This is a genomic window from Phaeocystidibacter marisrubri (assembly GCF_008933165.1).
GTDB classification, from domain to species: domain Bacteria; phylum Bacteroidota; class Bacteroidia; order Flavobacteriales; family Schleiferiaceae; genus Phaeocystidibacter; species Phaeocystidibacter marisrubri.
Window position 1 is genome coordinate 363788 of record NZ_WBVQ01000002.1, and the last position, 24163, is coordinate 387950.

Below are 24163 nucleotides of genomic sequence, written 5' to 3' on the forward strand. Positions count from 1 at the left end.
TAAACTTTAGTCTAAAGAAAAAGCCGAGGATTTCTCCCCGGCTCCATTGATGAATTGCTCTCCTGATTCATTCATCAATTCCAACCACCACCTAAAGCTCTATATATGTTTACCATGGCATTCATCTGACGCTTCTTGGTTTCAAGCAACTCGAACTTAGATTCGAGGGCATCGCGTTGCGTCATAAGAACCTCCATGTAATCTGCTCTTGCCGATTTAAACAAGTCGGTAGAAATCTGGATGGAAGCATTGAGTGCATCCACCTGTTGAGATCTCAGCTTATAGCTCTGTTCTAGGTTTTCGATCATGGCCATTTGATTGGACACTTCCATGTAACCATTCAAAATGGCCTGTTCGTATTCATAGATCGCCTGAACTTGTCGGGCATTGGCGTTGTAATACGCCGCCGTAATAGCCCGCTTGTTGAATAGTGGAGCGGTTAATTCACCTGCAATGTTATACAACAAGGAAGCCGGTGTGGTAAACATCAAACCTGGATTATAAGCCGAATAGCCCAGTCCAGCATTGATACTCAAACGCGGATAGAAACTGGCCTTAGCGACCAATACATTCAAATCAGCCGCTTGCATTTCCAATTCTGCTCTGCGGATATCGGGACGATTGGCAAGAAGTTCTGAAGGCAATCCGGTGTACACCGTATCGGGCACTAGATCAATAAATCCAGAGGCATTACGCACAATGGGTTGAGGATATCTACCCAACAAGAAATTGATCTTATTTTCTGTGACGGTAATTTGTTGCTGAATATCGTATTGCAGACTCTTGGTATTCATCAACTCTGCCTCAAACTTTCGAACAGCCAATTCCGTAACGCGTGCCGCTTGCTTTTGAACTTTTACAATCTCAAGGGCATTGGATTGAATTTGGATGTTCTGCTTTACAATTGCCAATTGATTATCTAACGCCAACAACTCGTAGTAGGAGTTTGCGATTTCGGCAATCAAGTTGGTCACCATGAAGTTTTTGCCCTCAATAGAAGCCAAATACTCCTTCACCGCAGCATCTTTCGCATTGTGCAATCGGTTCCAGATGTCAATTTCCCAATCGGCATAGAGACCAAGTCCCACATCAGGCAGGGGATCTGGAAAAGCCTTACCCGGTTCAATTTCAAGATTGGCTTCCGTTGCACCATTGCGCGAATAGCGAGGTGATCTCTCCACACCTCCACCTGCACCGACACTCACAAACGGCAAGTATTCCCCAGAACGAGAGCGGATCTCGTTGTTGAACATGCGAATCTGTTGTAGGGTGATATTCAACTCTTGATTGTGGATCAAAGCTGTATCAATCAAGGCCACCAAATTGGAATCGGTGAAATACTCGCGCCAATTCATTTGCGCAGTGGTCATGGAATCTGCAGTCGCAGCTGTATCCGCAGGCACTAATGTATCGGGAGTTGCGTAACTCACTGGCACATTGGTATTCACAGTTTTTTCGATAAACTCAGGCGGTTTACAAGATGATATGGCTATCGCCAGAAAAGCGGCCACCGTCCCGAGTCGAATTATTCTATTATTCTTCATCATTGTACATTTCGGATAGCGGACTATCATCTTCATCTTTTATCAAACTCTTACCATCAGACAACTTGGCGAAGATGTAGTACAAACCCGGCACTACAACTACCCCGAACAGGGTGCCAAACAACATCCCTCCCAGCGCCGATGCACCTATGGTTCGGTTACCAATAGCTCCAGCACCAGTAGCCACAATCAATGGTATCAAACCAGCAATAAAAGCGAAGGAAGTCATCAAGATTGGGCGGAAACGAACCTTAGCCCCCTCAATCGCAGCATCAAAAATGGACGAACCTTCCTGACGTTTCTGGACAGCGAACTCCACAATCAGCACGGCATTTTTACCGAGCAGTCCCACGAGCATAATCAATCCGATTTGTGCGTAGATATCATTGTCTAGCCCCATCATCTTCAGCAAGAAGAAAGAGCCAAACACACCTACAGGAAGGGAGAACACAACCGCCATTGGGATGATGAAACTCTCGTATTGAGCCGCCAAAACGAGGTAAACAAACACCAGTACAATGATGAAAATGTAAATGGATTCATTCCCTCTTCCTGCCTCGTCGTACGACAAACCCTCCCATGCAATGTCATATCCGTTGGGAAGCTTCTTTGCCGCTACCTCACGAATGGCTTGAATGGCATCGGCTGTGGTATAGCCTTTGGCAGGTAAACCACGTATTGCGGCAGAGTTGTACATGTTGTAGCGCGTCACCTCATTCGGCCCCTGCTTCTTCACTAGTTTCATAAAGGAAGAATACGGTACCATTTCTCCCTCTTCGTTCTTCACGTACATCTTCAGAACATCAGATGGGAGTCGACGGAATTCTGGAGCCGACTGCACATAAACTTTAAAGAATCGATCAAACTTGATAAAGCCTTGCTCGTACGTCGAACCGATCATTATGTTGAGGTTCTCCATTGCATCGCCAATGGACACGCCCTTCTGCATGGCTAAATCGTTGTCGATCTCCAACTCGTACTGCGGATAATTGGCTGCAAAAAAGGTAAAGAGACCTGAGAGCTCTGGGCGCTCCGCTAAATCCTCCATGAACTGCTTGTTCACCTCATCAAATTCGTGGTAATCGGTGCTAGACGTCTTGTCCAACAAGCGCAAGGAGAAACCTCCAGAGGAACCAAAACCTGGAATGGCAGGTGGCTCAAAGAATTCGATAATAGCGCCTAATCCCTTTGATTTCTCTTCGAGCTCTTCCATAATCTCCTTCACCGTATGATGGCGTTCGCTCCAAGGTTTAAGGTTGATCAAACACGTCCCGGCGTTGGAACCCCTACCTTCCGTCATGATTTCATATCCCGCCAATGAAGACACGGTCTCCACTCCATCAATTTCCTCACAAATCTTTTGAAGATGTTGAGAAACTTGGTTCGTGCGCTCTAGAGTTGCTCCCGGAGGCGTTTGAATGATAGCATAAATAGTCCCTTGATCTTCGCTTGGAATAAAACCGCCCGGAAGCACCTGACTCTCGTAGAAAATCCCCGCACAGAAAACAGCAAGGATGCCAAAAGTGAGCCATCTGCGATTCACCATTCGCCTTAGCAAGGCAGTGTATCTTCCCGTGATTTTATCAAAGCCACGGTTAAAGGAATCCAAGAAGCGAGTGAGTAAATTGTTTTTGCGTGCTTTTCCGTGGTTGTTCTTGAGCAACATCGCACAGAGAACTGGGGTAAGCGTAAGGGCGATAAGTGCAGAAATAACAATGGAACTCGCCATGGTGATGGAGAACTGACGGTAGAAAGTGCCCACAGGACCGCCCATAAAAGAAATCGGTACAAATACCGAAACCATAACCATGGTAATGGCGATAATCGCACCGCTAATTTCGCGCATCACCTTCTTTACCGCATTGTACGGATTCAGGTGCTCCTCCTCCATCTTCGCATGAACGGCTTCCACCACAACGATGGCATCATCCACCACAATACCAATGGCAAGCACGAGCGCGAAAAGCGTCACCAAGTTAATGGAGAGCCCAAAGAACTGAATAACGAAGAACGCACCAATCAGAGAAACCGGTACTGCGAGAATAGGAATCAACGTAGAGCGCCAATCCCCCAAGAAGATGAACACCACCAAGGCCACTAGAATAAACGCATCGCGAAGAGTATGCACCACTTGATCCATCGAAGCATCGAGAAATTTGGATACGTCGTAGCTAATCTTGTAGTCCATTCCCGGAGGAAAATCTCCCTCCATTTCCTTCAGCTTTGCTTTTACATCCGCAATAACCTGACTCGCATTACTGCCGTAATTCTGCTTCAACACAATCGCCGCAGAAGGGTGACCATCGAGGTTGGAATAGATATCAAAGAACTCACTTCCCAACTCCACTTTACCAATGTCGCCCAGTCGAATGCTCTCCCCTTCCGAGTTTGCACGAATGATGATATTCTCATACTCTTCCGGCTCGTTATAACGTCCTTTATAGGTGAGTACATATTCGAGCGATTGAGCCTGAATACCCGAACTTCTTCCCAAACGCCCTGGACGCCCCACGATGCTTTGTTCCTGCATAGCCTCCATCACTTCATCCACTGAAATGTTGTAGGCACGCATGCGATCTGGATTCAACCAAACCCGCATTGCATAGCGGCGACTGCCCAAAATCTGTGCTCGAGCTACACCATTAATCCGGTTAATCTCCGGCACCATCTTCACATTGGCGTAGTTGTACAAGAACTTCTCGTCCATGGTTGTATCCTTGGCGTAGAGGTTCACATACATCAACATAGAAGGTTGAATAGGCGTGATAATCACCCCTTCACGCTGTACCAATTCCGGCAAGAGCGGCATTACCTGATCCACTCTCGTCTTGACTCGAATAACAGCTTGATTGGGATCTGTACCCGGTTCAAAGATCACTCGGAGTGTAGCCTCACCAGCACTCGTAGCATCCGTTGCCATATACCGCATTCCCTGAACACCGTTAATGGCATTCTCAAGGGTAATTAGTGTGGATTTTACCAGAACATCTGCGCTGGAACCCGGGTAAGCGATAAACACGTTTACCGTTGTAGGCGCAATTTGAGGGAACTGGGAGATCGGCAATTGCTTGATTGCCAAAGAACCCATGAATACGATCACGACCGAAATCACAATAGCGAAAACCGGTCTGTGGATTATTTTACTAAACATATCCGTTGTATTGAGGATTCGAGATTACTCAGCGTAGAGTCCAAGCTCAGAAATAGCGGTGTCTGGCGATACGAAATCGTACTTGATTCTATCACCTGCTCGCACCAAACGCAGTCCTTCAAGAAGCACCTTGTCCCCCTCAGAGAGTCCGCTCGTAATGGCATACAGATGCGGCATTTCCGCTCCGATTTTCACCTCTCGCGCCTCGATGATATTCTCCTCATTTACCACAAATACAAACTTCTTATCCAACACCTCATAGGTTACTTTTTGTGGAATCAGCAGAGCATTCTTTAGAGGTACTCTCATTTTTACATTCCCCGTTTCACCGTGACGAAGAAGTCCATCAGGATTAGGGAAAGTGGCACGGAAAGGGATATTCCCCGTTTCGTTGTTGAAGTCGGCCTCAATAGTGCGAACCTCCCCACTGTACTTAAACATCTTGTTGTTTGCCATCTGCAGCTTTACCGGCATTATACTATCGCGGGTAACTCTTGTGCGATAGTCCAGATACTCTGCTTCTGGCACGTTGAAGTAAACCCACATTTCACTGTTGTCCGATAGTGTGGTGAGCAAATCGCCTTCATCTAGCAAACTTCCCAATCGAACGTGGAAGCGGTCGATATATCCATCAAAGGGAGCGCGAATTTGAGTGAATTGAAGGTGGACTTGAGCCAACTGTAGTTCAGCCAGCGCCTTGTCGTATTTGGCCTTGGCCATGTAGAGCTCATTGGGAGCCACAACGTCGCTATCGGCTAATCTCTTTGTGTTGTTGTATTCAATTTCGGCGAACTCCGCTTCGGCTTTCGCTTTATTGAGTTCCGCTTGATAGAGGTTCGGCATCACTTGGAAGAGCAAATCGCCCTTCTTCACAAACTGACCTTCATCAACATAAATCTTCTCGAGATATCCGCGCTCTTGTGCACGTAACTCAATGTGACTAATGGATCGAATCTGACAGACATAATCATCGGTAATCGATGTGTCCATTCGAATCGGGCTCGTAACCGTGAAGACGGTCTCTTCTTCATGACTTTCTTCGTGAGAAGAACAGCTTGTGAAAAATAGAGTTGCACACAAACTGGCGAGCATGAGAATCTTTCTCATAACAATAAACTTAAAACGATGTGGAATTGATGAAATCACGTGGTGTTGAGAAACACCAAATCCTTCGCTGCTTTATCCAACAGGAAGGTCGTTGTGCAGGAGAGCACCATGGATTGACAAAGTCGTAGAATCGACTATATCAACCCTTCAATTTTCACAAACGGAATACTCCGTAAAGGACGCTCACACGCGGGGAAACGCGTTGCGTAAAATGCCCAAGGAATCGGGCAAACCTTTTAAAGTCATTGATGAGATAGCCCAGAATGAGGGCATATGATAAAATCTCTGCAAGTTGAGCGAAGTAGAAAACTGACTTGGCATGGTGTACCTCGTCTTCCTCAGTCTCCAGGACTTCAGCTTTTATTTCAAAATGCTTGTGGTGGGGTGTTGAAGGAAGAAATAAAACGGGTTCATTGAAATCAGACACACTTTCCAAATGATTCAAATGAATTGTGGACTGCTTTGCAGCAGTGGAAGCATGATCCATTTCCCTGTAGCCATCACGGGTAAAAATATATCCTACTCCTACAGCGAAGAGCAAGCTTAGTGTGATGAAAAAGTGAACAGCCTGTTTCATTTCGGCAGCAAAACTATAGGAATAAGTTGGAATGAATGAAAATGCAGGGGTAAAAGATTGTTAAAAGGGGGATAGTTGGTGGGTGTCAACCATCATCCAGCATCCAGCATCCCCCCCCGTCACCAAACATCCCTCTCCCTGAATAACCCACGCGAAAGGATTCGCGCGGTAGAAGGGAACTGCAGGTTATCATCCGTCATCCATCCACCATCATCTAGCATCCACCACCCGTCTTCCATCATCCACCACCCGTCACCAAACATCCCTCTCCCTGAATACCCACGCGAAAGGATTCGCGCGGTAGAAGGGAACTGTAGGTTGTCATCCGTCATCCATCCCCCATCATCTAGCATCCAACACCCGTCATCCATCCCCCATCATCTAGCATCCAACACCCGTCTTCCATCAACCATCATCTACCACCTGTCACCAAACATCCCTCCTCTTGAATATCCACGCGAAAGGATTCGCGCGGTAGAAGGGAACTGCAGGTTATCATCCGTCATCCGTCATCCATCCCCCATCATCTAGCATCCACCACCCGTCTTCCATCCACCATCATCTACCACCTGTCACCAAACATCCCTCACCTTGAATAACCCACGCGAAAGGATTCGCGCGGTAGAAGGGAACTGCAGGTCGTCATCCGTCCCCCGTCATCCATCACCAAACACCCAACCCCTAAAACTTCTTAAACCCCTCAAACCTCTAAAACCCATTAAACACCTAATCACCTAACCCCATATCAACCGCGCGAATCCCTTCCCGTGTTTCTAGAAGGGCGGATGACCAATGCTAACCATTTTGTACTTTCGGCTAGACGATCACCATCCCAAACCGATGAAAAACACTTTACTCAGTCTATTCTTTCTCTTCAGCATATTCGCTTTGGCTCAAGGAAACGAACATCATGACATCGATGTTCTCATCTTTCGAGCTGATTATCAAAATGCACTAATTGAAGTTGAGAATCAATTGGACACTCAACCTGGAGACCCCGCGACACTGTGCATCAAAGGGCGAATTCTTCGAGGAATGGGAGATGTCAATCAAGCCATTCAACTCTACGAAAAGGCCCTTCAAAAAGACCCCACTTGTGAACGATGTTTAGCCGACTATGCATTGTATTTCATGGATCGTTCTGACTTGAAAAAGGCGGATTCCACGATAAAGCTCATTCGTGCTCCCAAACTGGCCTACACAGAATATGTTCTCGCCAAGTTGGACTTGAAAAACTATAGCATTTCAGCCATCATTCACCTAAACAAGAGCATTGCATTAGATCCAATGATGGCCGAGTATTATGGAGTAAGAGGGTCCTATAGATTGGCGAATGGAATGTCGCTCACGGCTAAAACAGACATTGACGCAGGCAGGGCTCTAGACACTGCAAATCTCTTTTGCAAATTAGCATCGGCACGGCTTCACGCCATTAATGGAGATTTGATTGGCGCCCGAATTCTATGTGAGGGATATTTGAAAGCCGATAGCTCCATAGCAGTGCTGAGTTTGTATTCCAATATCCTTCATCATCTTGGACGGTTTGAGGAATCCGATGCAGCTATCCGTGAGGCTATTGCTTTTAGTGGTGACAACCAAGACCTACACATCCAATGGGCTGAGCAATACTACGACAGAGAAGATATGGATGGAGTCTGTGAACAATACACTGCGCTTCTTCCTCTCTTATCGGGACCCGAAAATGCTGAAAAGCGAGCATACCTCCAAAGGGAGCAAGAGCAACTCTGCAATCCAAATAGGTCGAGTTATTACTATCAAAGAGGAATAGCCGCGTACAACTTAAAGGATTTTGAAACCGCGATTGAAACCTACAACCGAGGATTGACAAAGTTTCCGAATAGTGCAATGATGCTCTCCTTTAAAGCCAATGCCCTTATCAAGTTAAAAAGTTACGCCGCTGCAATTCCTATTTATCAAAAAAGTCTCGCTCTTCGCGGAACCATAGCTCGAGAAACAGCCGATAACAGTCCAGATTATTCCGAGCAAATGGGAGCCTCAACTGTGCTGTACACCTTTGTAGCGGATATCCACATGAGTTTAATGGAATGCTACCAAAGTACGGGACAACCGGAATTGGCACTTACCTATGCTGATTCTGGCGTAACTCTGATGGAATCGCTGTTGGGCAATTCTGGCATAACTCCATACCTCAGCTCGGCGTATGTGATGCGCTGTGAGTTGCACTTGGTGCAGGGGGAAACCGAGTTGGCGAAGGCTGACTTGAAAAAGGCATCAGAACTCGACCCAAGTAGCACTGTCATTCCCTTAACCCGCGTTAAAATCATCTTAGGCCGCTACCGTCTGAATGATTTTCACCTCTTCAATTCATTCGCTGTCTACTCATTAGACGAGATCGAAAAACTGCCTTCCATCGATTATGAAGATTTACGAGAAGACTATTCAAGTGAAGACTTACAATTGGCTCTCAAAGAGTGTAACAACGTACTGGAAGTTGAGCAGAGCGCTCTGGGTTATTTCTATCGAGCCCACATCAAAAAGATCTTGCAAGACCCTAGCTATTTGATGGACCTCCGCGCTGCAGAAAACCTCGGACAAGTTCTCTCTTACCCTTTACTAGGAGAAGATAGAGGCTAATTGAGCAACGCTTTCATTTTTGAATAAATCAATTTCGCGGCTCGTTCGGGTGCGAGTCGCCAAAGCTTATTCATGAAGCTTGAATCTTTCCCCACAAAAATGTGGTACTTGTTTTTCTCTATGCCATCTAGCATAATTCGTGCAGCTTCGGGAGCTGGAAGCGCCTTGAACTTGCTTGCATCTGCCTTCTCATGACCCGGAGTTTCTACCCCGCTATTCGCCGTGATATTTGTATCAATCGCCCCAGGGAAAATACAAGATACACGAACGTTCGTTTCCATCAACTCGGAGTGCAAACCTTCTGTGAGAAGTTTTACTCCTGCTTTTGAAGCGCCGTAAAACGTTTGCCCAGGTACGGGCAAGAAACCACCCATACTGGAGATGTTTGCGATGTAGCCCTCCTCCCTCTTCAACAAATGCGGCAAGAAAGCCTTCACCATGAAGAGCGTTCCGTAAAAGTTAATGTTGATGATGCGCTCAATCACATCGTATTCCAACTCGTTCACTTTGATGAAGGGCTGAATGATTCCAGCATTGTTGATTATCGCATCTACCGCACCATGAATCTTAATAACCTCTTCTGGAAAGGCATGAACCTTTTCTCTATCCGTAATATCGAGGACATGCGTAGATAGACTCTGAGCGTGATCGCCTGCGAGCTTTGCCGTTTCTGCGAGAGAATCCCCATTGATATCCAAGGTTGCCACCTTAGCGCCTCGTTTCAACAACAGGAGCACAAGCTCTCTGCCCATTCCGCTACCGCCTCCGGTAACCACCCAAACTTTCCCTTCTACTTTCATGGTGAAACGCATTTAATCGTTCTGAGTATTTAAGGTACTTCAATTACACAAAGTGACGTGTAGAAAGTCTCAGAAGTATTCAATCACTCTTCTGCTTCCGACCAAATTCGCAACATCTTATTCAGTGTCTCCTTTAGTTGCATCACTTCTTCTAGGGTCACATCCGATTTATTGGATTGCTTCACGATTTCATTCGGGATACATTCTGCTTTCTCACGAAGGTCAAGACCTTTTGAGGTTAGCACAATGTTCACCTTGCGTTCATCAGCAGTACTTCGCACTCGGGCAATTAATCCCTTCTGCTCCATCCGTTTGAGAAGAGGTGTGATGGTATTCGTTTCCAGGAACAATTTGTCGCTAATTTGAGAAACAGTTTGTGCGTCTTCCTTCCATAACACAAGTAAAACCAGGTACTGTGGATAGGTAATATCCAATTCTTGAAGAAACGGAGTGTACAATTTGGTGATCAATCTGGACCCTGCATACAAGGGGAAGCAAATTTGATTTTCCAACCACAACTCTTTGGGACTCGTACTCATATTACAGCAATTTTGCCAGGTATTTATCGATGGCTTCGGGTTTGGTGGTAGGTGCAAAACGCTTGACAGGTTTTCCTTGAGCATCCACCAAGAACTTGGTAAAGTTCCATTTAACTCGACTTCCAAAGATACCTCCTAATTCACTTTTTAGGTATTTGAAAATGGGGTGAGCATTTGATCCATTCACTTCAATTTTGTCGAACATAGGGAAGCTTACGCCGTAATTTAATTGACACGCTTCGGAAATCGACTCGGCATCTCCAGGCTCCTGATTGGCAAATTGATTACTCGGAAAACCGAAAACCACCAATCCCTTGTCTTTGTACTTCTGATAAAGCGCTTCTAAACCTTCAAATTGAGGAGCGAGGCCGCACTTGCTAGCTGTGTTCACCACCAAGACCGTCTTCCCCGCATAGTCGTTCATAGACACTGGCTTTCCTGATAAACTCTTCGCTTCTAATTGATAAAAAGGACTATTCATCTCCACTCTATTTATGCTTGATTTGCTTTTCGATTTCTCCACCATTTAATAGCACCAGAGGACCACAAAGCCCACAGAATTAATACCGGCTGGAAGAACAAACGGATGAGTCGAGCTCTATCACTGTCCAATCCAAAGGCATCAATTCCATTGAGGTATTGTGCGATGTTTCCTGGGAAAATGAGCACGTAAAAAAGGGCAAGAGCCAATCCTACTCGTACCTTCCACTTCCCTCCTATGATCATCCCCAGTCCAAGAACCGCTTCTACAACTCCACTGAGAATCACCACTAAATCCGTATCTAAAGGCACCCATTGAGGTACTTGAGCACGAAACTCCAATCGCTGGAAAGTCATATGCCCCACTGCTGCTAGCAACATGAATGAACCGAGAATCACTCTCGCCACATTCTGAACACTGCTTGTCTTTACTGTATTCCAATTCATATCGCATTCGATTATATCGTTCACGATGCAAATGTATAAAAGAATATCGCACACGACAAAAAAAGAGTAAATCATTCCAAAGCATTGATTTATATCAGGGGAGTACGATCAAGCGCAACTCGTACTCGGTCCTCCTTTCGTTTATCCAAGGGAATAAAACGATCGCTTACTACCGTCTAAATCACAGTATTGCCCTACAGATTTCTTAACATGAAAATCTCTGGTAGCGCCAGATATAACGCGTGCAATGCTTACCTTTGCGCCCCTGAAAACGCAGGTAGAATACCAAACACAACACAATAGTTAGCATGTCTTTTGATCCAAATAACCCTTGGCACAAAGTAAATTATGGCGAAAACGCTCCAGACGAGGTAAATGCCATTATCGAAATTCCTAAGAACACGCGTGCCAAGTACGAGCTTGACAAAGAAAGCGGACTCCTAATGATGGACCGTGTACTTTATTCATCTGTCTATTATCCTGCGAACTATGGTTTTGTTCCTAAAACCTATTGTGACGATAAGGATCCATTGGACATTCTAGTACTTTCTCAAATTGATGTTGTTCCACTTTGTATCGTTCGTGCAAAAATCATCGGCGTTATGCGCATGTTAGACGAAGGTGAGTTGGACGACAAACTCATCGCCGTTGCAGCAAACGATATGAGTGTGAGTCACTACAACGACATCTCTGAACTTCCAGAACACCTATTGCGAGAAACCCGCCACTTCTTTGAAGAATACAAGCGACTTGAGAACAAAACTGTAGAAGTAGAAGACTTCCAAGATGCGGCTACAGCCAAGCAAATTCTAAAACAATCTATGGCTGATTACGACGCCTACATTGCAGAATTGAAGAAGTAAACTTCTTAACATCTTATTAGGAGAGCGTTTCATTTTGATTGTGTTTATTAGTCACTCTAATAAGCTCATCTCTATGAAACGCTCTTTCTTGATTTTGGCCTTCTTGGCCTCATTCGCATCCTTTGGACAAACACTGAACACGGAAATCCAAATTGGTGGAACCAACTTCATCGGACTTTCAATCAACGCCGAAGGGGTTTGGAATTTAAACGACAACAATGCCATTGGCTTAAAGCTGGGTCTAGGTGTACCGGTGGCGTTCTTTGATGATAGAGAAGCTATCTCATCAACACTCATTGGACTGCACTATTACTATAAAGATTGGGGAATTGGAATGGAAGCCGCAGGTTATCATGCTTTCCCTTTCGTAAGTCCTCTGAATACGACCACTAGTCCTGAAATGGATATGATGCTCTTCCCGAATATCAACTATACCTTCCATCTGGAAAGCAGCTATCTCAAAGTGGGCGCAGGTGTTTGGATGCCAATGAGCTATTACCCTGGAGCTCCAGGTAGCGGAGAATTAAATGCACAAATTGAAGACCCTATTCCGGGCATCAGTCTTTCTTGGGGAATCTCCTTTAAGCGATAACACTATAAATATCAGAAATGACAGCTCGACGATTCCGTGCGAATTCAGCCGTGCTTTCCTTCTATCCTCTTTAGGTAATGGTATTTTTAATGTTGTAACATTGATTAAAATATTTTCGTAACTTGCAGAGGTTGTTGAGCACCTCCTCAATCTAAGTTTATGAAAAGAAGTGACTTCATCAAGGCACTTTCCGCAATGCCAATCGCTATGGGTCTATCCAGTTTATCCGATCTTTCGAAGTTGAGTGATTCACTTACTCCTTCTGAAAAGATGCCCGTACTCTTCTTGGGTCATGGAAGCCCCATGAATGCCATTGAAGAGAATCAATTTGTTCGTGGTTTTAGAAATGCAGCGGCGAATATCAAAACTACTCCAACAGCCATCTTATGTGTATCTGCTCACTGGTTTACGAGAGGAACCAAAGTTACAGCCATGGAGATGCCACCTACTATTCACGACTTTGGCGGTTTTCCTCAAGCGCTTTTTGATGTTGAATATCCAGCACCAGGACACCCCGAGTTGGCGAATGAGACCGCTAAAATCCTCAGTCCAACCGAAGTAGAACTAGATCACAACTGGGGCCTCGATCACGGAGCTTGGTCGGTGATTAAACACATGTATCCCGATGCCAACATTCCTGTCATTCAGTTGAGCATCGACTATACAAAGCCTGCCACTTACCACTATGAATTGGGGAAGAAACTCAGCGAACTGCGCAGTAAAGGAGTTTTGATTGTTGGCAGTGGAAACATCATCCACAACTTACGCATGGTGGATTGGAGAAACATCAATACCGTTGATCACGGATATGATTGGGCGCATGAAGCTCATGAAGAAATCAACAAGTACATCTTAGACGGAGACTTCAAGCCGTTGTTGGAGTACAAGTCGAAAGGCACAGCTTGGAACAATGCCATTCCTACACCCGACCACTATTTACCCCTACTCTATAGCTTGGCTTTACGCGAAGGCAGTGAAGAAATCACGTTGTTCAACGACCACCTATTAGCAGGTAGTCTGAGCATGACTTCACTTAGAATCGGCTAGGCTTCTTTCTTAATCTATCCAGAGAAAATTGCCCTGGACCGGTAATAAACAAGGCCAAATAAGCCACGCCATACAACAGAGATGCTTCCTTCGAGCCAAAATCGTCGTTCCAATGAACGATGAAATAGGCAACCATCATAGTCGCCAGTAGGGGGATAAGAGCAAAGCGCGTCATCCAACCTATCATCAACAAAATGGCACAGACTACTTCTGCAAATACGGCCAGTACTAAACTTTCGGTCTCTCCAATTCCAATCGGATCAATGAAGTCAATTTCCTCTCCACTGAAAAGCTTCCTCCATTTCGATAAGCCGTGCACGAGCATAGCCCCTCCGAAGGTTAATCGCAAAATTAATATTGAGAAATCAACGCCTTTACTGTGAGATTTTACTTCTTTGAAGAACTTCATTGAAATTTTATTGAACCCTTGTGTTAGTAGGGGGATTGAACCACCAAATAGAATACAGCCAAGCTACGCAAGAATAAGTGCTCATAGAAATATTGCACGTTTTTTAAATGCCCTGTACCTTCTTATCTCACGGATAAAGGCGACATACTCTTACTAACCCCGCATAGATTTGTCACGCTCTCCAACCTGTTGTCACACAACTTCGTAACAATCTATACAGAACGATCACGAAATTGATGCGCCGGCCCTTGTTCACTCGAACAAACAACTTACCGTCAATTTCTTCATATTTGTTAGCATGAATAAGCGCACTATCTTCTCTATTTTGGGTTTGGGACTACTTGTATTTGCCTGTGGCGAAGACCCCGTTACGTCTACCGGATTTGAATTCACTAGCAATATGAATCTCGATGTTGAACTCTCTGGAGAGACGAGAGACACCTTTATTGATGTAGATGTTCCAAATAGAGAAATCACTTACGTTACTGGTCGAAATAAACTGAGAGGCGAGCTATCGATCTCCCTTTACAATCGCAGTAACGGTAATTTTGAAGGGGCCTTGGAATGGACTGATCGCATTTACACGGAAGAGACAGAAGTGCGCACCTTCGATCCCAATTCTGGAACATGGTCAACCCAAACTACCACCGTAACCAATCAGGTAGAGCCCTTCATCGACAGTAGTTTCTTTGTAGAAGGTCACATAGGAGCTAATTACTTTCAACTATTGCGTCCTCAAGAGTTCGGAGAAGATCCAAAACCCTTTTACCGCACGCGAACAGGATTGGATTTCCAAACGGCCAAACACAGCGAAAGAGAGCTAATTGGATTGGCTGGCTACCCCGAAGTGTACACAGAACTCACAGGAGACCCCGACAGTATCCAGTATCACTACTACTACGTTCGCCAGGTTTGGCAACTCGACACCATGAAGCTCAGCAAGTAAGCTTACAGTCCATTCTCCTCACATTTCGCCAACATACGAGGGTCTACTTGAACCCCTCCATTAGCCGCTACACGGTAGTGATAACAGGATTTCTGAACATCTCCCGTTTCGGCATAGAGCAACCCTAACATGGCATGCACGGTAAAGGCCCCGGGGTTGATCTTCACCGCCTGAAGAAAGTTGGCTTCTGCTTCAGCCGTTTCTCCAACACGAGCGTAGAAGCTACCTCGGTTAGCGTAGGCCTCGTACATGGTGGGATCTGCCTGAATAGCCTTGTCGAAGTTCTCTAATGCGAGATCATAATTGCCCGACTTAGCCGCTTGTACGCCTTGGTCCATGAACATCTTAGCCGCATTGCGTTCTCGTGACGCCCCCTGTGATGGTGTACTTCGTTGCAATTGTTGGAGTTGTCCAATGAGTTTTTGAACCGCATTGGTTTGAGGTTGCTCTTCAAGAAGGTCTATTGCCTCTTCCACCTGACCATTTCGTGCCAAGACCTGTGAGCGCAAAATGTACAACTCCACAGATTCAGGATACAGTTCGATGGCCTTAGCGGAATACCGTAAGGCATCTTCCAACTTGTTCCTTCTCAGTTTGATAATAGTAGCCTTCTCAAGAACTTGCTCATTCTCCGGCTCCCGTTGGAGTGCAATTTCCAACTGTTCATCCGCATCCAGTGAATTCCCCATTTGCTCATATAAAACCGCAAGGTTGATTGGAGCATCTGATTTGTCCGGACTGAGTTGATCTAACTGTTCAAATGTCTGGATAGCATCTTCTGCATTTCCCTCACCAATGTAGCCCAAGGCCAACATATTGTAGGCATGAGGATATGCTGGATATTCATCCACCACTTTCGACCAAAGCGACTCGCTGGATTTCCAATCTGAGATTCCACTGCGCAGCAAAACCACGAACACCAATGCAATTGCGCCAGTTGCGATGTATTCTGGATTCTTGGCTTTGACATATTTCTGAACCAGCGTGTACAATTCAGAAACGAGAGGGATCAACAACCCCATCATTGGAACATAAGCATATCGATCTGCCATGATGTATGCTCCGAATGGCACTTCTAGTATCTTGAGAAGTAATACCACGTTCACGATGAACCAACACAGGCCAAAGAACCAAAGCTTCGCTCCTCTGCGATAGGCCTTGAAAAGGGCAAGAGCATAGGCTACAAAAACCAAAGGCGACAAATAATGTAAGATTGATAACTCCGCATTGTAATCTGCTGGATATGGATAGTACGGTGAAAGTCCAACCGGAATAACAGTATGTATTATGTACACCGCAAAAGCATATGACCCCGTAAACAGGCGGTTGACCACTCCGTAAGTCTGTTCACTTACATTCCACGCTTCATTCTGCGCTAACTGTCCGATGTAGGCGACTGCAATAGCTGCGAGCACGAATCCCAACTTCTCCTTCCATCTACTCCTATCCCACAGCAAACCAGATACATAGTAATCCAATAAAAAGAGAACGGGCACCAGCAATATTCCTTGAGCTTTTGACAAACACGATAGCGCGAAGAACAGAGCCACATACCCCAATCGGGCCATCTTTCTCTCCTTCAGGTAAAGTATATACTGGGTACTTGCCAAGAGGAAAAACAGGGCATACAATACATTCTTTCGTTCAGTCATCCATGCATAACTCTCTACAGCAACGGGGTGCAATCCCCACAACAAGGCTACGCCCAATGCAAGTTTTCGATTGCCTGTCAGCGTAAACACAAACCACAAGAGGACTGTGGCATTCAATCCATGCAACAACCAATTCACCGTGTGGTGGGCAGCAATGGGATCCTTTCCAAAGCCCAAATCCAGCTTCAAACTGATGAGGGTTAATGGATGATAGTGACCATCAAAAAAAGTCGTCAGGATTGATTCATCTGGATTTGACGTCCCATTCAACCACGGATTACTAGCGATATAGCGTTCATCGTCATAGTTCAACAATTCTCCCTTGGTGGCCGTGAAAGTTGCAATCAGCACCAACACCAGACATCCGAGTAATTGAGGTAAAATCTTCTTCATGGGAATTCCTGTGATGAAAAGCGAATATAGAGAAAGGTCTAGATAGTGCACTTTACAAAATGTGAAGGTTTTAAAAGTGACAGTATATTTGCCTTGTTAAATAATTCAGCTTGAATTTCATGTTGGCATCTCGATTCGCTCTCATCCTAAAAACACTCCTCATCGGTGTGTTCACTCTTTCCTCTGTTTGTGTCTTTTCTCAATCCATCTCTATTGAAGAGATGGCAAGAATCACCCGAGGAGATTCACCGTTTCAAGTATCCAGTCGCTTTTCACCTCTTTCAGAAAAGGTGAACCCACTATTGGACGTTGAAATCGATACACTCGCCTATCGCATCCCTGCTATGGTTACGCGTTGGGCTGACTCTCTTCACTCCTTTAGCATACACAGAACGAGATCTGCTGGTCACATCGTTACGTGGGATTTCTCTCGATCTGAAATTGAGGATATCCGCAATAAATTAGAGCCCTACAGAAAGGGAGACAGTATCCTCTACATCTTCCACAAGCCTGGCATGTATACCCAAAACGGCCCTGCTGTTGATTTCTACATCACAAACGACACAACCTTAATCTCGGTACAGCGCATTGAATGGAATGCCTATCCTTGTTTGATTCGTTGGAAAGATGGAATGACAGCCGGTTGTGTAGGATGGTACGAGTTGCTGAATATCGCAGAGGGGAATTCAGCATACAACTTGGATACAACTTGGACCAATATTGAACCCGCTGAAGACATCGTTCGATTTCGTGTGCCACTTGGCCAAAGTGAATTTATTGTGAAAGGCGAACCAGAAGTTTGGCGACAAAGAGAAAACGGCCCATACATTCAGAGAGTTGCGACCGATGATGGAAACTATGTCCGCTACGTCACATACCTAGAATGCGCTAAATATTTAGAGGATCTCATTTCAGAGTGTTCATCCGAAGAGGTGCCAGTGGTTCACTTGGCCCTACCCTATGATCAAGAATCCAGAGACGCCGACAAGTTTGAATACTTCTACTCTACCATAGGCCTCCCCGTCTATACACTAAATGGTTATCACATGGCCATCTTTCATGATCACTCCAACCAAACCTCTACGATCATTGTTGGCCCTGCTGAATCATGGGAACAAAACATGAAAGAGAACGAGCCGTCCCATGTCTACATCTACCCTTCTCTTAATTCAATTATCGAGCGCCAGTTCACGCAATCCCTAGAGGATTACCCTGTGTTTAGTGACATGGACTATATCAACACGCACACAAGTGGTGAAGCTCGACCTTCATTACCTGAATGTACAGAGACTAGCGAACATGAAAAATTCATTTGCTTTCAACAAAAGATCAACTCGACCATCGCTAAGCATTTCGAATTTCCAGAAATCAGTCGACAAATAGGTAGCCAGGGAAGAGCTTGGGTTGATTTTGTCATTGCCACCAATGGAGCCATCGTTGGCATCAATGTAGTGCGTTCTTCTGGGGATATTGAAATTGACAAGGCTGCCATGCGAGCGGTGGGTCATCTCCCACAGATGATTCCAGCTATACTAGACGGCAAGCCAGTTCGCATGCGATACAGCGTCCCTCTAAATGCAAGATTGCAATAGAAGTGAGAAGCGCTTTTCACACTTCACCTTGGTACTTAGAGACACTATCCAACCACAACCTTTAAGCTACTCATTCTAAAGATGTTTTAACGGAAATTTGCGTTTTTCGCTAAGATGTCTTTTACCTTTGTAGCTCTAAAACTCAAGGATGAAAATCCAGTTTCGACTTCTTGTAATCATTTGGGCTTTTGCTACCATCGCAGCTGCATTTAGTAGCAAGGGAGCCAATGCATCTATTACAGAAGTGAACACGGCTCAACCTCATCCCAAATCCGAACACTTCAATCATTCAGTAGGTCACGATCTATTCTACTTTGTAGCAGAAGACATCAGTGAAGAAACCGAGGATGATGAATTTGACGCGTACGAATTCGCCGATAGGAAGTTCTTTTCTATCCTCAGCGATTTTCTTTCGACATCGCAGCCCATCGATGTGAGTTTGCTCGCCATGCCGCCAACAAAGCTGTATGTGCGAAATCATCAGTGGCGCTTCCACCTTTCTTAAAACGGTAAGCTGACAATATCAGCCACATCACGGTATACGCTACTGCAGTATTCCGCAGTGGTATCATGTGTCACATTGCTGACACATCTACAACACATCGCAATTGCGAATCCTCAAAGGAACGGGCTCGGAGATTCGGGCATGCTTCTCACATATTCAGAGTCTTTCTCTGAATTCTAAACGAGTCCGTTCCCTTTTTTCCTTCGTGCCGAAGGTTTTACCTATCAACATTTCTCAACTTCTATTGAGATGCATTTAGACTATAAGCGTTTTGTAGAGGGACTTCCCGACAAAACACTACTTCTATACTGTGGAGATTCCTGCATTAATAAATTGGCAGAAGAATCTCCAAAAGTTCAATTCTTCGCCCTTGAATCCAGCAACATCAATCAATTGGATTCTGATGACATTCAAATCTTAAAAGACCTCAGTTCCGATGGGTTAAGTGCCTTGGTTTTGATGGATCACTTTCCCTGTAGAGTGAGTAGTTATTTCGGAGAGATTCCAGTCGCTCAGAAATTAAACTCCGCCGAATACCTCGTACATGAACTCATTTCTCTCATGAAACTGGAAAGTCTAGAATCGATATTGGAGTTACACGACTGTGCAGTTATCGGTGCTGTTATTGATGAATTGCGTGAGGAGATTGTCGACTTTATCGAACTATCTCCTCCCCTTCATAATTGAAGTAGTTAAGATACATGCAGGTAGGGTAGCCTTCAATCGGCTACCACATTGAAAGGGAGTGTCGCTAGCGACACTCCCTTTTATTTCACCCCTCTCACTATAAGTTGACCACTAGCCAGAGAAGTTTCAACTCCATAACATTCCGCAATGCGTTCACGACTCAATACCGTACGTGGACTTCCCGAGGGCATACAGCATTTCAGTGTATTGCTTGAAAGACAAAGATACCTCTCTGAAGAAGTGCTAGACTCCGAAGTTTCATTGCCAAATCGGCCACAAGAAGCAACCACTACTAGCGTGACGAAGGTGCATATCAAACTTTTCATACCAAAAGTCCGGACTCCCTTTTCAGCGAGTCCGGATTGATCTTTTAGAGTTTGTACGAAAGTTTCAAGCCGCTGTAGAAGGATGAACTCGTTACCCCTGGCAAGTAAACCTTAGGTGAACTTGGTCCAGAAAAGCTCTGATTCAAGACGATCATGGTATAGTACAAATCGTTGGTGAGATTCTGTCCACCTACAAATGCATCCAATGCAAATCGACCAAGCTCTATCTTGTACCCCACCTTGGCATTCAACAAATTGAAAGATGGAGCGAAGTGTTTGTTGTCGAATGTGATCGGCATTTCGTCTACATATTGCCAACCGATGTTCGCATAGAATCCACCAGCAAACTCACCGGTCAGCATGATATTTGCCAAATGCGGCGGCACACCTGAAACTGCATTACCAGAATAATCTTCAGTAGCCGAGTTGTTATTAGCATCACTCATAAAGCCATCATAGGTATGGTTGCTGTACGAGTAATTAGCAGACAAATTCAAGTTTTTCACAAGGGATGAAGATCCTCGAATAATTGCATAATCCAGAGCTAACTCTACTCCGAAATTGTTCTGACCGCCTGCATTGGTGGAGCGTGTATAGATCACAGACCCCGTACTATCCGCGATCGCCTCCGTTGTGATTTTGTCTCTAATCATCAGTGCGTACACATTCAAATCGTAGCGCAAACGGTTGTCGACAGTAGATCCAAACCCATGAAATTCAACCTGATCAGCCATTTCAGGAATCAGTGATGTATTCACTTCTCCAGTTTGTCCAATCACGATGTGCGAAGAGGTTGGGGCAGAAAAACCACGGCTATAGCTCAACTGAAAACTCAAGGCATTCGACACTTCTTTCAAAAGGCTAAGGCGAGGACTCAACTGCGAAGGGAAGGTCAGATTGCCACTTCCATCTACATGACCTGATACATAGGTGAGTCGATCAGTGATATCATACTTAACCGAAGTGTAACTAAGGCCTCCAGTAATACTCCATTTAGGAGCAAATTGGTACGTCCATTCTGTAAAGGTCATGGCATTAGCTCCGTCAAACTCGATATCAGAATTCACTCCAAGAATGACATGATCCATGTAGCGATATGTCTTGCCATAAGCACTGTTGAATTGCAATTCTGCCCCCACGCTACCTACCAAGTATCCGTCGGAGTTTGCCCAATCAAAGACCGTTCTCGCCCCAGCTCCTGTGGTGTTCTTTCTATTCAAACCCACTGCATACGCTTGTTCAAGATCAATATTTGAAAAGAAAACGCTCGTGTTATTCGACCAAGATCCGAATTGTACCGCATGAGAAAGTCCGGCCCGATATCCTTCGTAATACACACGACCATCATTACCCAAATAGCGATCCTCTCCTATGTTCTCTCTGTTATAGAATTGTGTAGAGTCCAATTGACCCGCCAATTGATCTTGCGAATTCGCGTATCCGAAGTAATAGCTCATTGACCGATTTGCCGCGTAATTGACATTGCCGTAAAGGGATAGGAAATCCTTCTTTGAAGCGCTGTGTATGCGGTATGAATCGTAATTCTGATGACCGTAATTCAGAATGATAGAGGAATTCTCATCTCGGTTTTCGAAACGCGTGTTGGTGCGCCAAAGTCCGTATGATCCCACCAGTCCCTCTTGAGAAACGCGAGTTCCACTTTTCGCGGGTTGGAGCGACTCCATCAAAACCGCACCTGCAATTCCATTGCCATACCTCGTGCCTGCTGGACCTTTAATTACAGTGATATTCTGAAGAAGGGAAGGATCGATGTCATCCAAAGTGGTTACCCCTTCTGCATTTGTCACGGGAATACCATTCAAGTATGCTCGATATCCGTAGCCATTAAAGCGCTCGGTATTTCCGTACCCGCGAATTGTAACCCGCTGACCTCCGGCCATGGTGCGTTTCTCTACGCGAACTCCCGGAGTTCTGTTCATACTTTCTTCCAAGAACAAACCGGTTTGCTCCTGCAGATCTGCACGAGTCACTACACTTCTATTCTGTTGTTGTGGCAAGTCAATTTGAGGATCGGCATACCGTCCAAAAACATCAACTACCTGAATTACCTCTGAATTTTGAAGCTCCACTATCATCTTCTCGTCGCAGTTCACGTAAGACAACTCCGTCTTTGCAAAACCGATACTCGAAAACACAATGCTTCCAGATGGACAATTCATACTAAAGGTTCCATTTGCATCCGTCTGACCGATCACAGAATTGTCTTGCGAGATCAAAACATTAGGCACAGGGTTACCTAGCTTGTCGACCACTTGGCCTTCAAAGGATTGTGCATAGCCTAGAACTGAAGTTGATAAGGCTACGCAAACAGCGAAAAACTGTTTCATATTCAATATGTTAAATGACTACTTCTCTCCAATATTGGTTTGGTGAAATACTCTAGAATAGAGCACACACCACTAGCCTGAACTTTAGCTAAGTCAGGCTATCAAGTAGGTGGATTGCGTCATTTAACAAGGTGGATGTTCTACCTCACGTGGATGGATGGCTGATCCAGGTAGATGATATTCAGAGCGATGAATCACATGCCATGACAAGGCAGGTGGTATCAGCATGTCTTCGGATAAGATATAAACAGGAGAAAACGCCTTGATCACCTGTCGGATTGGCCCAGGATGGTCATCATTTCCGTACCCCGACTGCGCCACGAGTTCTTCGAGATGTTCGAAGAGACCGCTTTCTTTAACGTCCATGATACAGACCACAATTTCACTTGAATCACCTCGATAATGAAGGACATCGTACATCTTATCGCGGTAGCGAAACTCCTTTTCAGGTTTTGTCCACGTGATATGAGATTGAATAGAATCTATAGCAAACTCCACCCATTCTGATTCCGGCACTCCATTTTTTATCGCCGCCTTCATCTCTCGACGAACGCGATTCAAAGTGAACTCAAAAGTTGGAAACACGCCCATAGCCTGCCACAATAAAAGGGCAGTAAAGAGCAATCCAACTGTGATTCTGAGTTTCTGCATGTGTGGACAAATGTAGGGCACGGAAGGGGAGAAAATAAAATAGAGAGGTCATGATTAGGGATTCGAATGTGGTGGAAACAACGCCGAATTGTACTAGGGCTTTGCCCTCCCCGCCCATCGAGAATCTACATAATTATTCTGAAGAAGCCGCCATGCAAACGTTTGTAAACACCTAGTTTTCAAACGTTTTTAGTTGAAAAAGTGTCGCATGAGATACGGCAATTTCTCCACGAGAATTCAGAACTTAAAACTGGGGACAGGGGTGCTGTCCCCGGGGCAAAATCCCCCGAAAATCCAACCAAAAAAAAGATTGAAAAGCATTCAGAACCTGAATACCTTTCAATCTTCTTCCTTCATCTAACATTAGGACTTTAGTCGAACTGTACGCCTATTTTGAAGTAGTGGTAATCACCAACTCCCGACAATGCCGGATTGGTGGGATCATAAAATCCTAGAGCATAACCCACGATAAATCCGTGATAGTGCATGGACACAATACCTTCGTACATGTAAGATGGAAAAACATTCTCTATCCTTTCGAATGTATAGCCGTAACCAGCCCCGATATAGAAATCGAGTTCCGATTCTCTCAATCGCAAAAACCGCACAGCCAAATCAGCCTTGGGAATGAGAAACTCAGAGCCCAGCCCAACTTCTCCTGTTAACATCACTCTATCCGCGAAAATATAACCCGCACCTACATAGGCACCTTGGAAAATATTCTCATATCCAAACTGAAGTACAAGTTGTGCCTTCGACGTGTTACTGTAAAAGAATCCAACAAGACTTAAGCTAAGTATCAGTCCAATCTTCTTCATGTGAGCTTTCGTTGAAATTTCGGTGGAAGATAGAAAATTTCAACGTTCAGAAGCGTAGGTTATTTCCATTGTC

At 45.0% G+C, this 24163-nt stretch carries 22 protein-coding genes; 8 read left to right on the forward strand and 14 right to left on the reverse strand.

Features of this window, described 5'->3' with window-relative positions; genetic code table 11:
* Positions 1-74: 74 nt before the first annotated feature.
* The 5 genes from F8C82_RS09060 to F8C82_RS09080 all read right to left on the reverse strand — a co-directional run bounded on the left by F8C82_RS09060 (position 75) and on the right by F8C82_RS09080 (position 6750).
* Positions 75-1544, reverse strand: a complete 1470-nt coding sequence (locus tag F8C82_RS09060; protein WP_223279529.1) for a TolC family protein — start codon at positions 1542-1544, stop codon at positions 75-77.
* A complete protein-coding gene (locus F8C82_RS09065; protein ID WP_151693269.1) occupies positions 1534-4695 on the reverse strand; it encodes an efflux RND transporter permease subunit in 3162 nt (1053 codons plus the stop codon). Before F8C82_RS09065 ends, F8C82_RS09060 begins: the two co-directional genes overlap by 11 nt.
* Positions 4696-4719: 24 nt before the next feature.
* Entirely contained in the window at positions 4720-5802 is a 1083-nt protein-coding gene (locus F8C82_RS09070; protein WP_151693270.1) for an efflux RND transporter periplasmic adaptor subunit, read from the reverse strand.
* 154 nt (positions 5803-5956) lie between these two features.
* A complete protein-coding gene (locus F8C82_RS09075; protein WP_151693271.1) occupies positions 5957-6379 on the reverse strand; it encodes a hypothetical protein in 423 nt (140 codons plus the stop codon).
* A gap of 119 nt (positions 6380-6498) precedes the next feature.
* Entirely contained in the window at positions 6499-6750 is a 252-nt protein-coding gene (locus F8C82_RS09080; protein ID WP_151693272.1) for a hypothetical protein, read from the reverse strand.
* Between the two features lie 469 nt (positions 6751-7219).
* Here F8C82_RS09080 and F8C82_RS09085 point away from each other — a divergent pair, with 469 nt between their 5' ends.
* Positions 7220-8995: a tetratricopeptide repeat protein gene (locus F8C82_RS09085; RefSeq protein ID WP_170266208.1), complete on the forward strand. Its 1776-nt coding sequence runs from the start codon at positions 7220-7222 to the stop codon at positions 8993-8995.
* Here F8C82_RS09085 and F8C82_RS09090 read toward each other — a convergent pair.
* From F8C82_RS09090 to F8C82_RS09105, 4 genes are all read right to left on the reverse strand, one after another.
* The gene (locus F8C82_RS09090; protein WP_151693274.1) at positions 8992-9795 is read right to left on the reverse strand and encodes an SDR family NAD(P)-dependent oxidoreductase; all 804 of its coding nucleotides are present in this window, start codon (positions 9793-9795) and stop codon (positions 8992-8994) included. The genes F8C82_RS09085 and F8C82_RS09090 overlap by 4 nt on opposite strands.
* A gap of 83 nt (positions 9796-9878) precedes the next feature.
* Positions 9879-10334 carry a MarR family winged helix-turn-helix transcriptional regulator gene (locus tag F8C82_RS09095; RefSeq protein ID WP_151693275.1) on the reverse strand — a complete coding sequence of 152 codons (456 nt, stop codon included), beginning with the start codon at positions 10332-10334 and terminating at the stop codon, positions 9879-9881.
* A gap of 1 nt (position 10335) precedes the next feature.
* Positions 10336-10815, reverse strand: coding sequence for a glutathione peroxidase (locus tag F8C82_RS09100; protein ID WP_151693276.1), 480 nt, complete (start codon positions 10813-10815; stop codon positions 10336-10338).
* An 11-nt stretch (positions 10816-10826) separates the two neighbouring features.
* Positions 10827-11261, reverse strand: a complete 435-nt coding sequence (locus tag F8C82_RS09105) for a DoxX family protein (RefSeq protein WP_151694072.1) — start codon at positions 11259-11261, stop codon at positions 10827-10829.
* Between the two features lie 308 nt (positions 11262-11569).
* On the opposite strand from F8C82_RS09105, the gene F8C82_RS09110 reads away from it, so the two are divergent.
* From F8C82_RS09110 to ygiD, 3 genes are all read left to right on the forward strand, one after another.
* Positions 11570-12124, forward strand: a complete 555-nt coding sequence (locus tag F8C82_RS09110) for an inorganic diphosphatase (protein WP_151693277.1) — start codon at positions 11570-11572, stop codon at positions 12122-12124.
* 73 nt (positions 12125-12197) lie between these two features.
* The gene (locus F8C82_RS09115) at positions 12198-12716 is read left to right on the forward strand and encodes a hypothetical protein (protein WP_151693278.1); all 519 of its coding nucleotides are present in this window, start codon (positions 12198-12200) and stop codon (positions 12714-12716) included.
* Between the two features lie 159 nt (positions 12717-12875).
* A complete protein-coding gene (ygiD, locus tag F8C82_RS09120) occupies positions 12876-13763 on the forward strand; it encodes a 4,5-DOPA-extradiol-dioxygenase (protein ID WP_151693279.1) in 888 nt (295 codons plus the stop codon).
* On the opposite strand, the gene F8C82_RS09125 is transcribed toward ygiD, so the two are convergent.
* Positions 13750-14172, reverse strand: a complete 423-nt coding sequence (locus F8C82_RS09125; RefSeq protein ID WP_151693280.1) for a DoxX family protein — start codon at positions 14170-14172, stop codon at positions 13750-13752. The genes ygiD and F8C82_RS09125 overlap by 14 nt on opposite strands.
* Before the next feature lie 298 nt (positions 14173-14470).
* On the opposite strand from F8C82_RS09125, the gene F8C82_RS09130 reads away from it, so the two are divergent.
* On the forward strand, positions 14471-15118 hold the full coding sequence (locus F8C82_RS09130; protein WP_151693281.1) for a hypothetical protein: 648 nt from the start codon (positions 14471-14473) through the stop codon (positions 15116-15118).
* A gap of 2 nt (positions 15119-15120) precedes the next feature.
* Here the strand turns inward: F8C82_RS09130 and F8C82_RS09135 are convergent, their stop codons facing one another.
* Positions 15121-17163, reverse strand: coding sequence for a tetratricopeptide repeat protein (locus F8C82_RS09135; protein ID WP_151693282.1), 2043 nt, complete (start codon positions 17161-17163; stop codon positions 15121-15123).
* 119 nt (positions 17164-17282) lie between these two features.
* Between F8C82_RS09135 and F8C82_RS09140 the strand changes: the two genes are divergently transcribed.
* The 3 genes from F8C82_RS09140 (at position 17283) to F8C82_RS09150 (ending at position 19947) form a co-directional block, all read left to right on the forward strand.
* The gene (locus tag F8C82_RS09140; RefSeq protein WP_151693283.1) at positions 17283-18755 is read left to right on the forward strand and encodes an energy transducer TonB; all 1473 of its coding nucleotides are present in this window, start codon (positions 17283-17285) and stop codon (positions 18753-18755) included.
* A gap of 148 nt (positions 18756-18903) precedes the next feature.
* Positions 18904-19260, forward strand: coding sequence for a hypothetical protein (locus tag F8C82_RS09145; RefSeq protein ID WP_151693284.1), 357 nt, complete (start codon positions 18904-18906; stop codon positions 19258-19260).
* A 249-nt stretch (positions 19261-19509) separates the two neighbouring features.
* Positions 19510-19947 (forward strand): hypothetical protein, encoded by a 438-nt coding sequence (locus tag F8C82_RS09150; RefSeq protein ID WP_151693285.1) that lies wholly within the window; start codon positions 19510-19512, stop codon positions 19945-19947.
* A 370-nt stretch (positions 19948-20317) separates the two neighbouring features.
* Here the strand turns inward: F8C82_RS09150 and F8C82_RS09155 are convergent, their stop codons facing one another.
* The 3 genes from F8C82_RS09155 to F8C82_RS09165 form a co-directional block, all read right to left on the reverse strand.
* Complete coding sequence (locus tag F8C82_RS09155) at positions 20318-22621, reverse strand: TonB-dependent receptor (protein WP_151693286.1); 2304 nt, start codon at positions 22619-22621, stop codon at positions 20318-20320.
* 123 nt (positions 22622-22744) lie between these two features.
* On the reverse strand, positions 22745-23272 hold the full coding sequence (locus tag F8C82_RS09160) for a hypothetical protein (protein ID WP_151693287.1): 528 nt from the start codon (positions 23270-23272) through the stop codon (positions 22745-22747).
* 371 nt (positions 23273-23643) lie between these two features.
* Complete coding sequence (locus F8C82_RS09165; RefSeq protein WP_151693288.1) at positions 23644-24090, reverse strand: hypothetical protein; 447 nt, start codon at positions 24088-24090, stop codon at positions 23644-23646.
* Positions 24091-24163: the final 73 nt, after the last annotated feature.

Excerpts from the sequence above, each read along its gene's own strand:
- F8C82_RS09060 (WP_223279529.1), bottom strand. The coding sequence starts at position 1,544 with ATGAAGAATAATAGAATAATTCGACTCGGGACGGTGGCCGCTTTTCTG.
- F8C82_RS09065 (WP_151693269.1), bottom strand. The coding sequence starts at position 4,695 with ATGTTTAGTAAAATAATCCACAGACCGGTTTTCGCTATTGTGATTTCG.
- F8C82_RS09070 (WP_151693270.1), bottom strand. The coding sequence starts at position 5,802 with ATGAGAAAGATTCTCATGCTCGCCAGTTTGTGTGCAACTCTATTTTTC.
- F8C82_RS09075 (WP_151693271.1), bottom strand. The coding sequence starts at position 6,379 with ATGAAACAGGCTGTTCACTTTTTCATCACACTAAGCTTGCTCTTCGCT.
- F8C82_RS09080 (WP_151693272.1), bottom strand. The coding sequence starts at position 6,750 with ATGGATGACGGGTGTTGGATGCTAGATGATGGGGGATGGATGACGGAT.
- F8C82_RS09085 (WP_170266208.1), top strand. The coding sequence starts at position 7,220 with ATGAAAAACACTTTACTCAGTCTATTCTTTCTCTTCAGCATATTCGCT.
- F8C82_RS09090 (WP_151693274.1), bottom strand. The coding sequence starts at position 9,795 with ATGAAAGTAGAAGGGAAAGTTTGGGTGGTTACCGGAGGCGGTAGCGGA.
- F8C82_RS09095 (WP_151693275.1), bottom strand. The coding sequence starts at position 10,334 with ATGAGTACGAGTCCCAAAGAGTTGTGGTTGGAAAATCAAATTTGCTTC.
- F8C82_RS09100 (WP_151693276.1), bottom strand. The coding sequence starts at position 10,815 with ATGAATAGTCCTTTTTATCAATTAGAAGCGAAGAGTTTATCAGGAAAG.
- F8C82_RS09105 (WP_151694072.1), bottom strand. The coding sequence starts at position 11,261 with ATGAATTGGAATACAGTAAAGACAAGCAGTGTTCAGAATGTGGCGAGA.
- F8C82_RS09110 (WP_151693277.1), top strand. The coding sequence starts at position 11,570 with ATGTCTTTTGATCCAAATAACCCTTGGCACAAAGTAAATTATGGCGAA.
- F8C82_RS09115 (WP_151693278.1), top strand. The coding sequence starts at position 12,198 with ATGAAACGCTCTTTCTTGATTTTGGCCTTCTTGGCCTCATTCGCATCC.
- ygiD (WP_151693279.1), top strand. The coding sequence starts at position 12,876 with ATGAAAAGAAGTGACTTCATCAAGGCACTTTCCGCAATGCCAATCGCT.
- F8C82_RS09125 (WP_151693280.1), bottom strand. The coding sequence starts at position 14,172 with ATGAAGTTCTTCAAAGAAGTAAAATCTCACAGTAAAGGCGTTGATTTC.
- F8C82_RS09130 (WP_151693281.1), top strand. The coding sequence starts at position 14,471 with ATGAATAAGCGCACTATCTTCTCTATTTTGGGTTTGGGACTACTTGTA.
- F8C82_RS09135 (WP_151693282.1), bottom strand. The coding sequence starts at position 17,163 with ATGAAGAAGATTTTACCTCAATTACTCGGATGTCTGGTGTTGGTGCTG.
- F8C82_RS09140 (WP_151693283.1), top strand. The coding sequence starts at position 17,283 with ATGTTGGCATCTCGATTCGCTCTCATCCTAAAAACACTCCTCATCGGT.
- F8C82_RS09145 (WP_151693284.1), top strand. The coding sequence starts at position 18,904 with ATGAAAATCCAGTTTCGACTTCTTGTAATCATTTGGGCTTTTGCTACC.
- F8C82_RS09150 (WP_151693285.1), top strand. The coding sequence starts at position 19,510 with ATGCATTTAGACTATAAGCGTTTTGTAGAGGGACTTCCCGACAAAACA.
- F8C82_RS09155 (WP_151693286.1), bottom strand. The coding sequence starts at position 22,621 with ATGAAACAGTTTTTCGCTGTTTGCGTAGCCTTATCAACTTCAGTTCTA.
- F8C82_RS09160 (WP_151693287.1), bottom strand. The coding sequence starts at position 23,272 with ATGCAGAAACTCAGAATCACAGTTGGATTGCTCTTTACTGCCCTTTTA.
- F8C82_RS09165 (WP_151693288.1), bottom strand. The coding sequence starts at position 24,090 with ATGAAGAAGATTGGACTGATACTTAGCTTAAGTCTTGTTGGATTCTTT.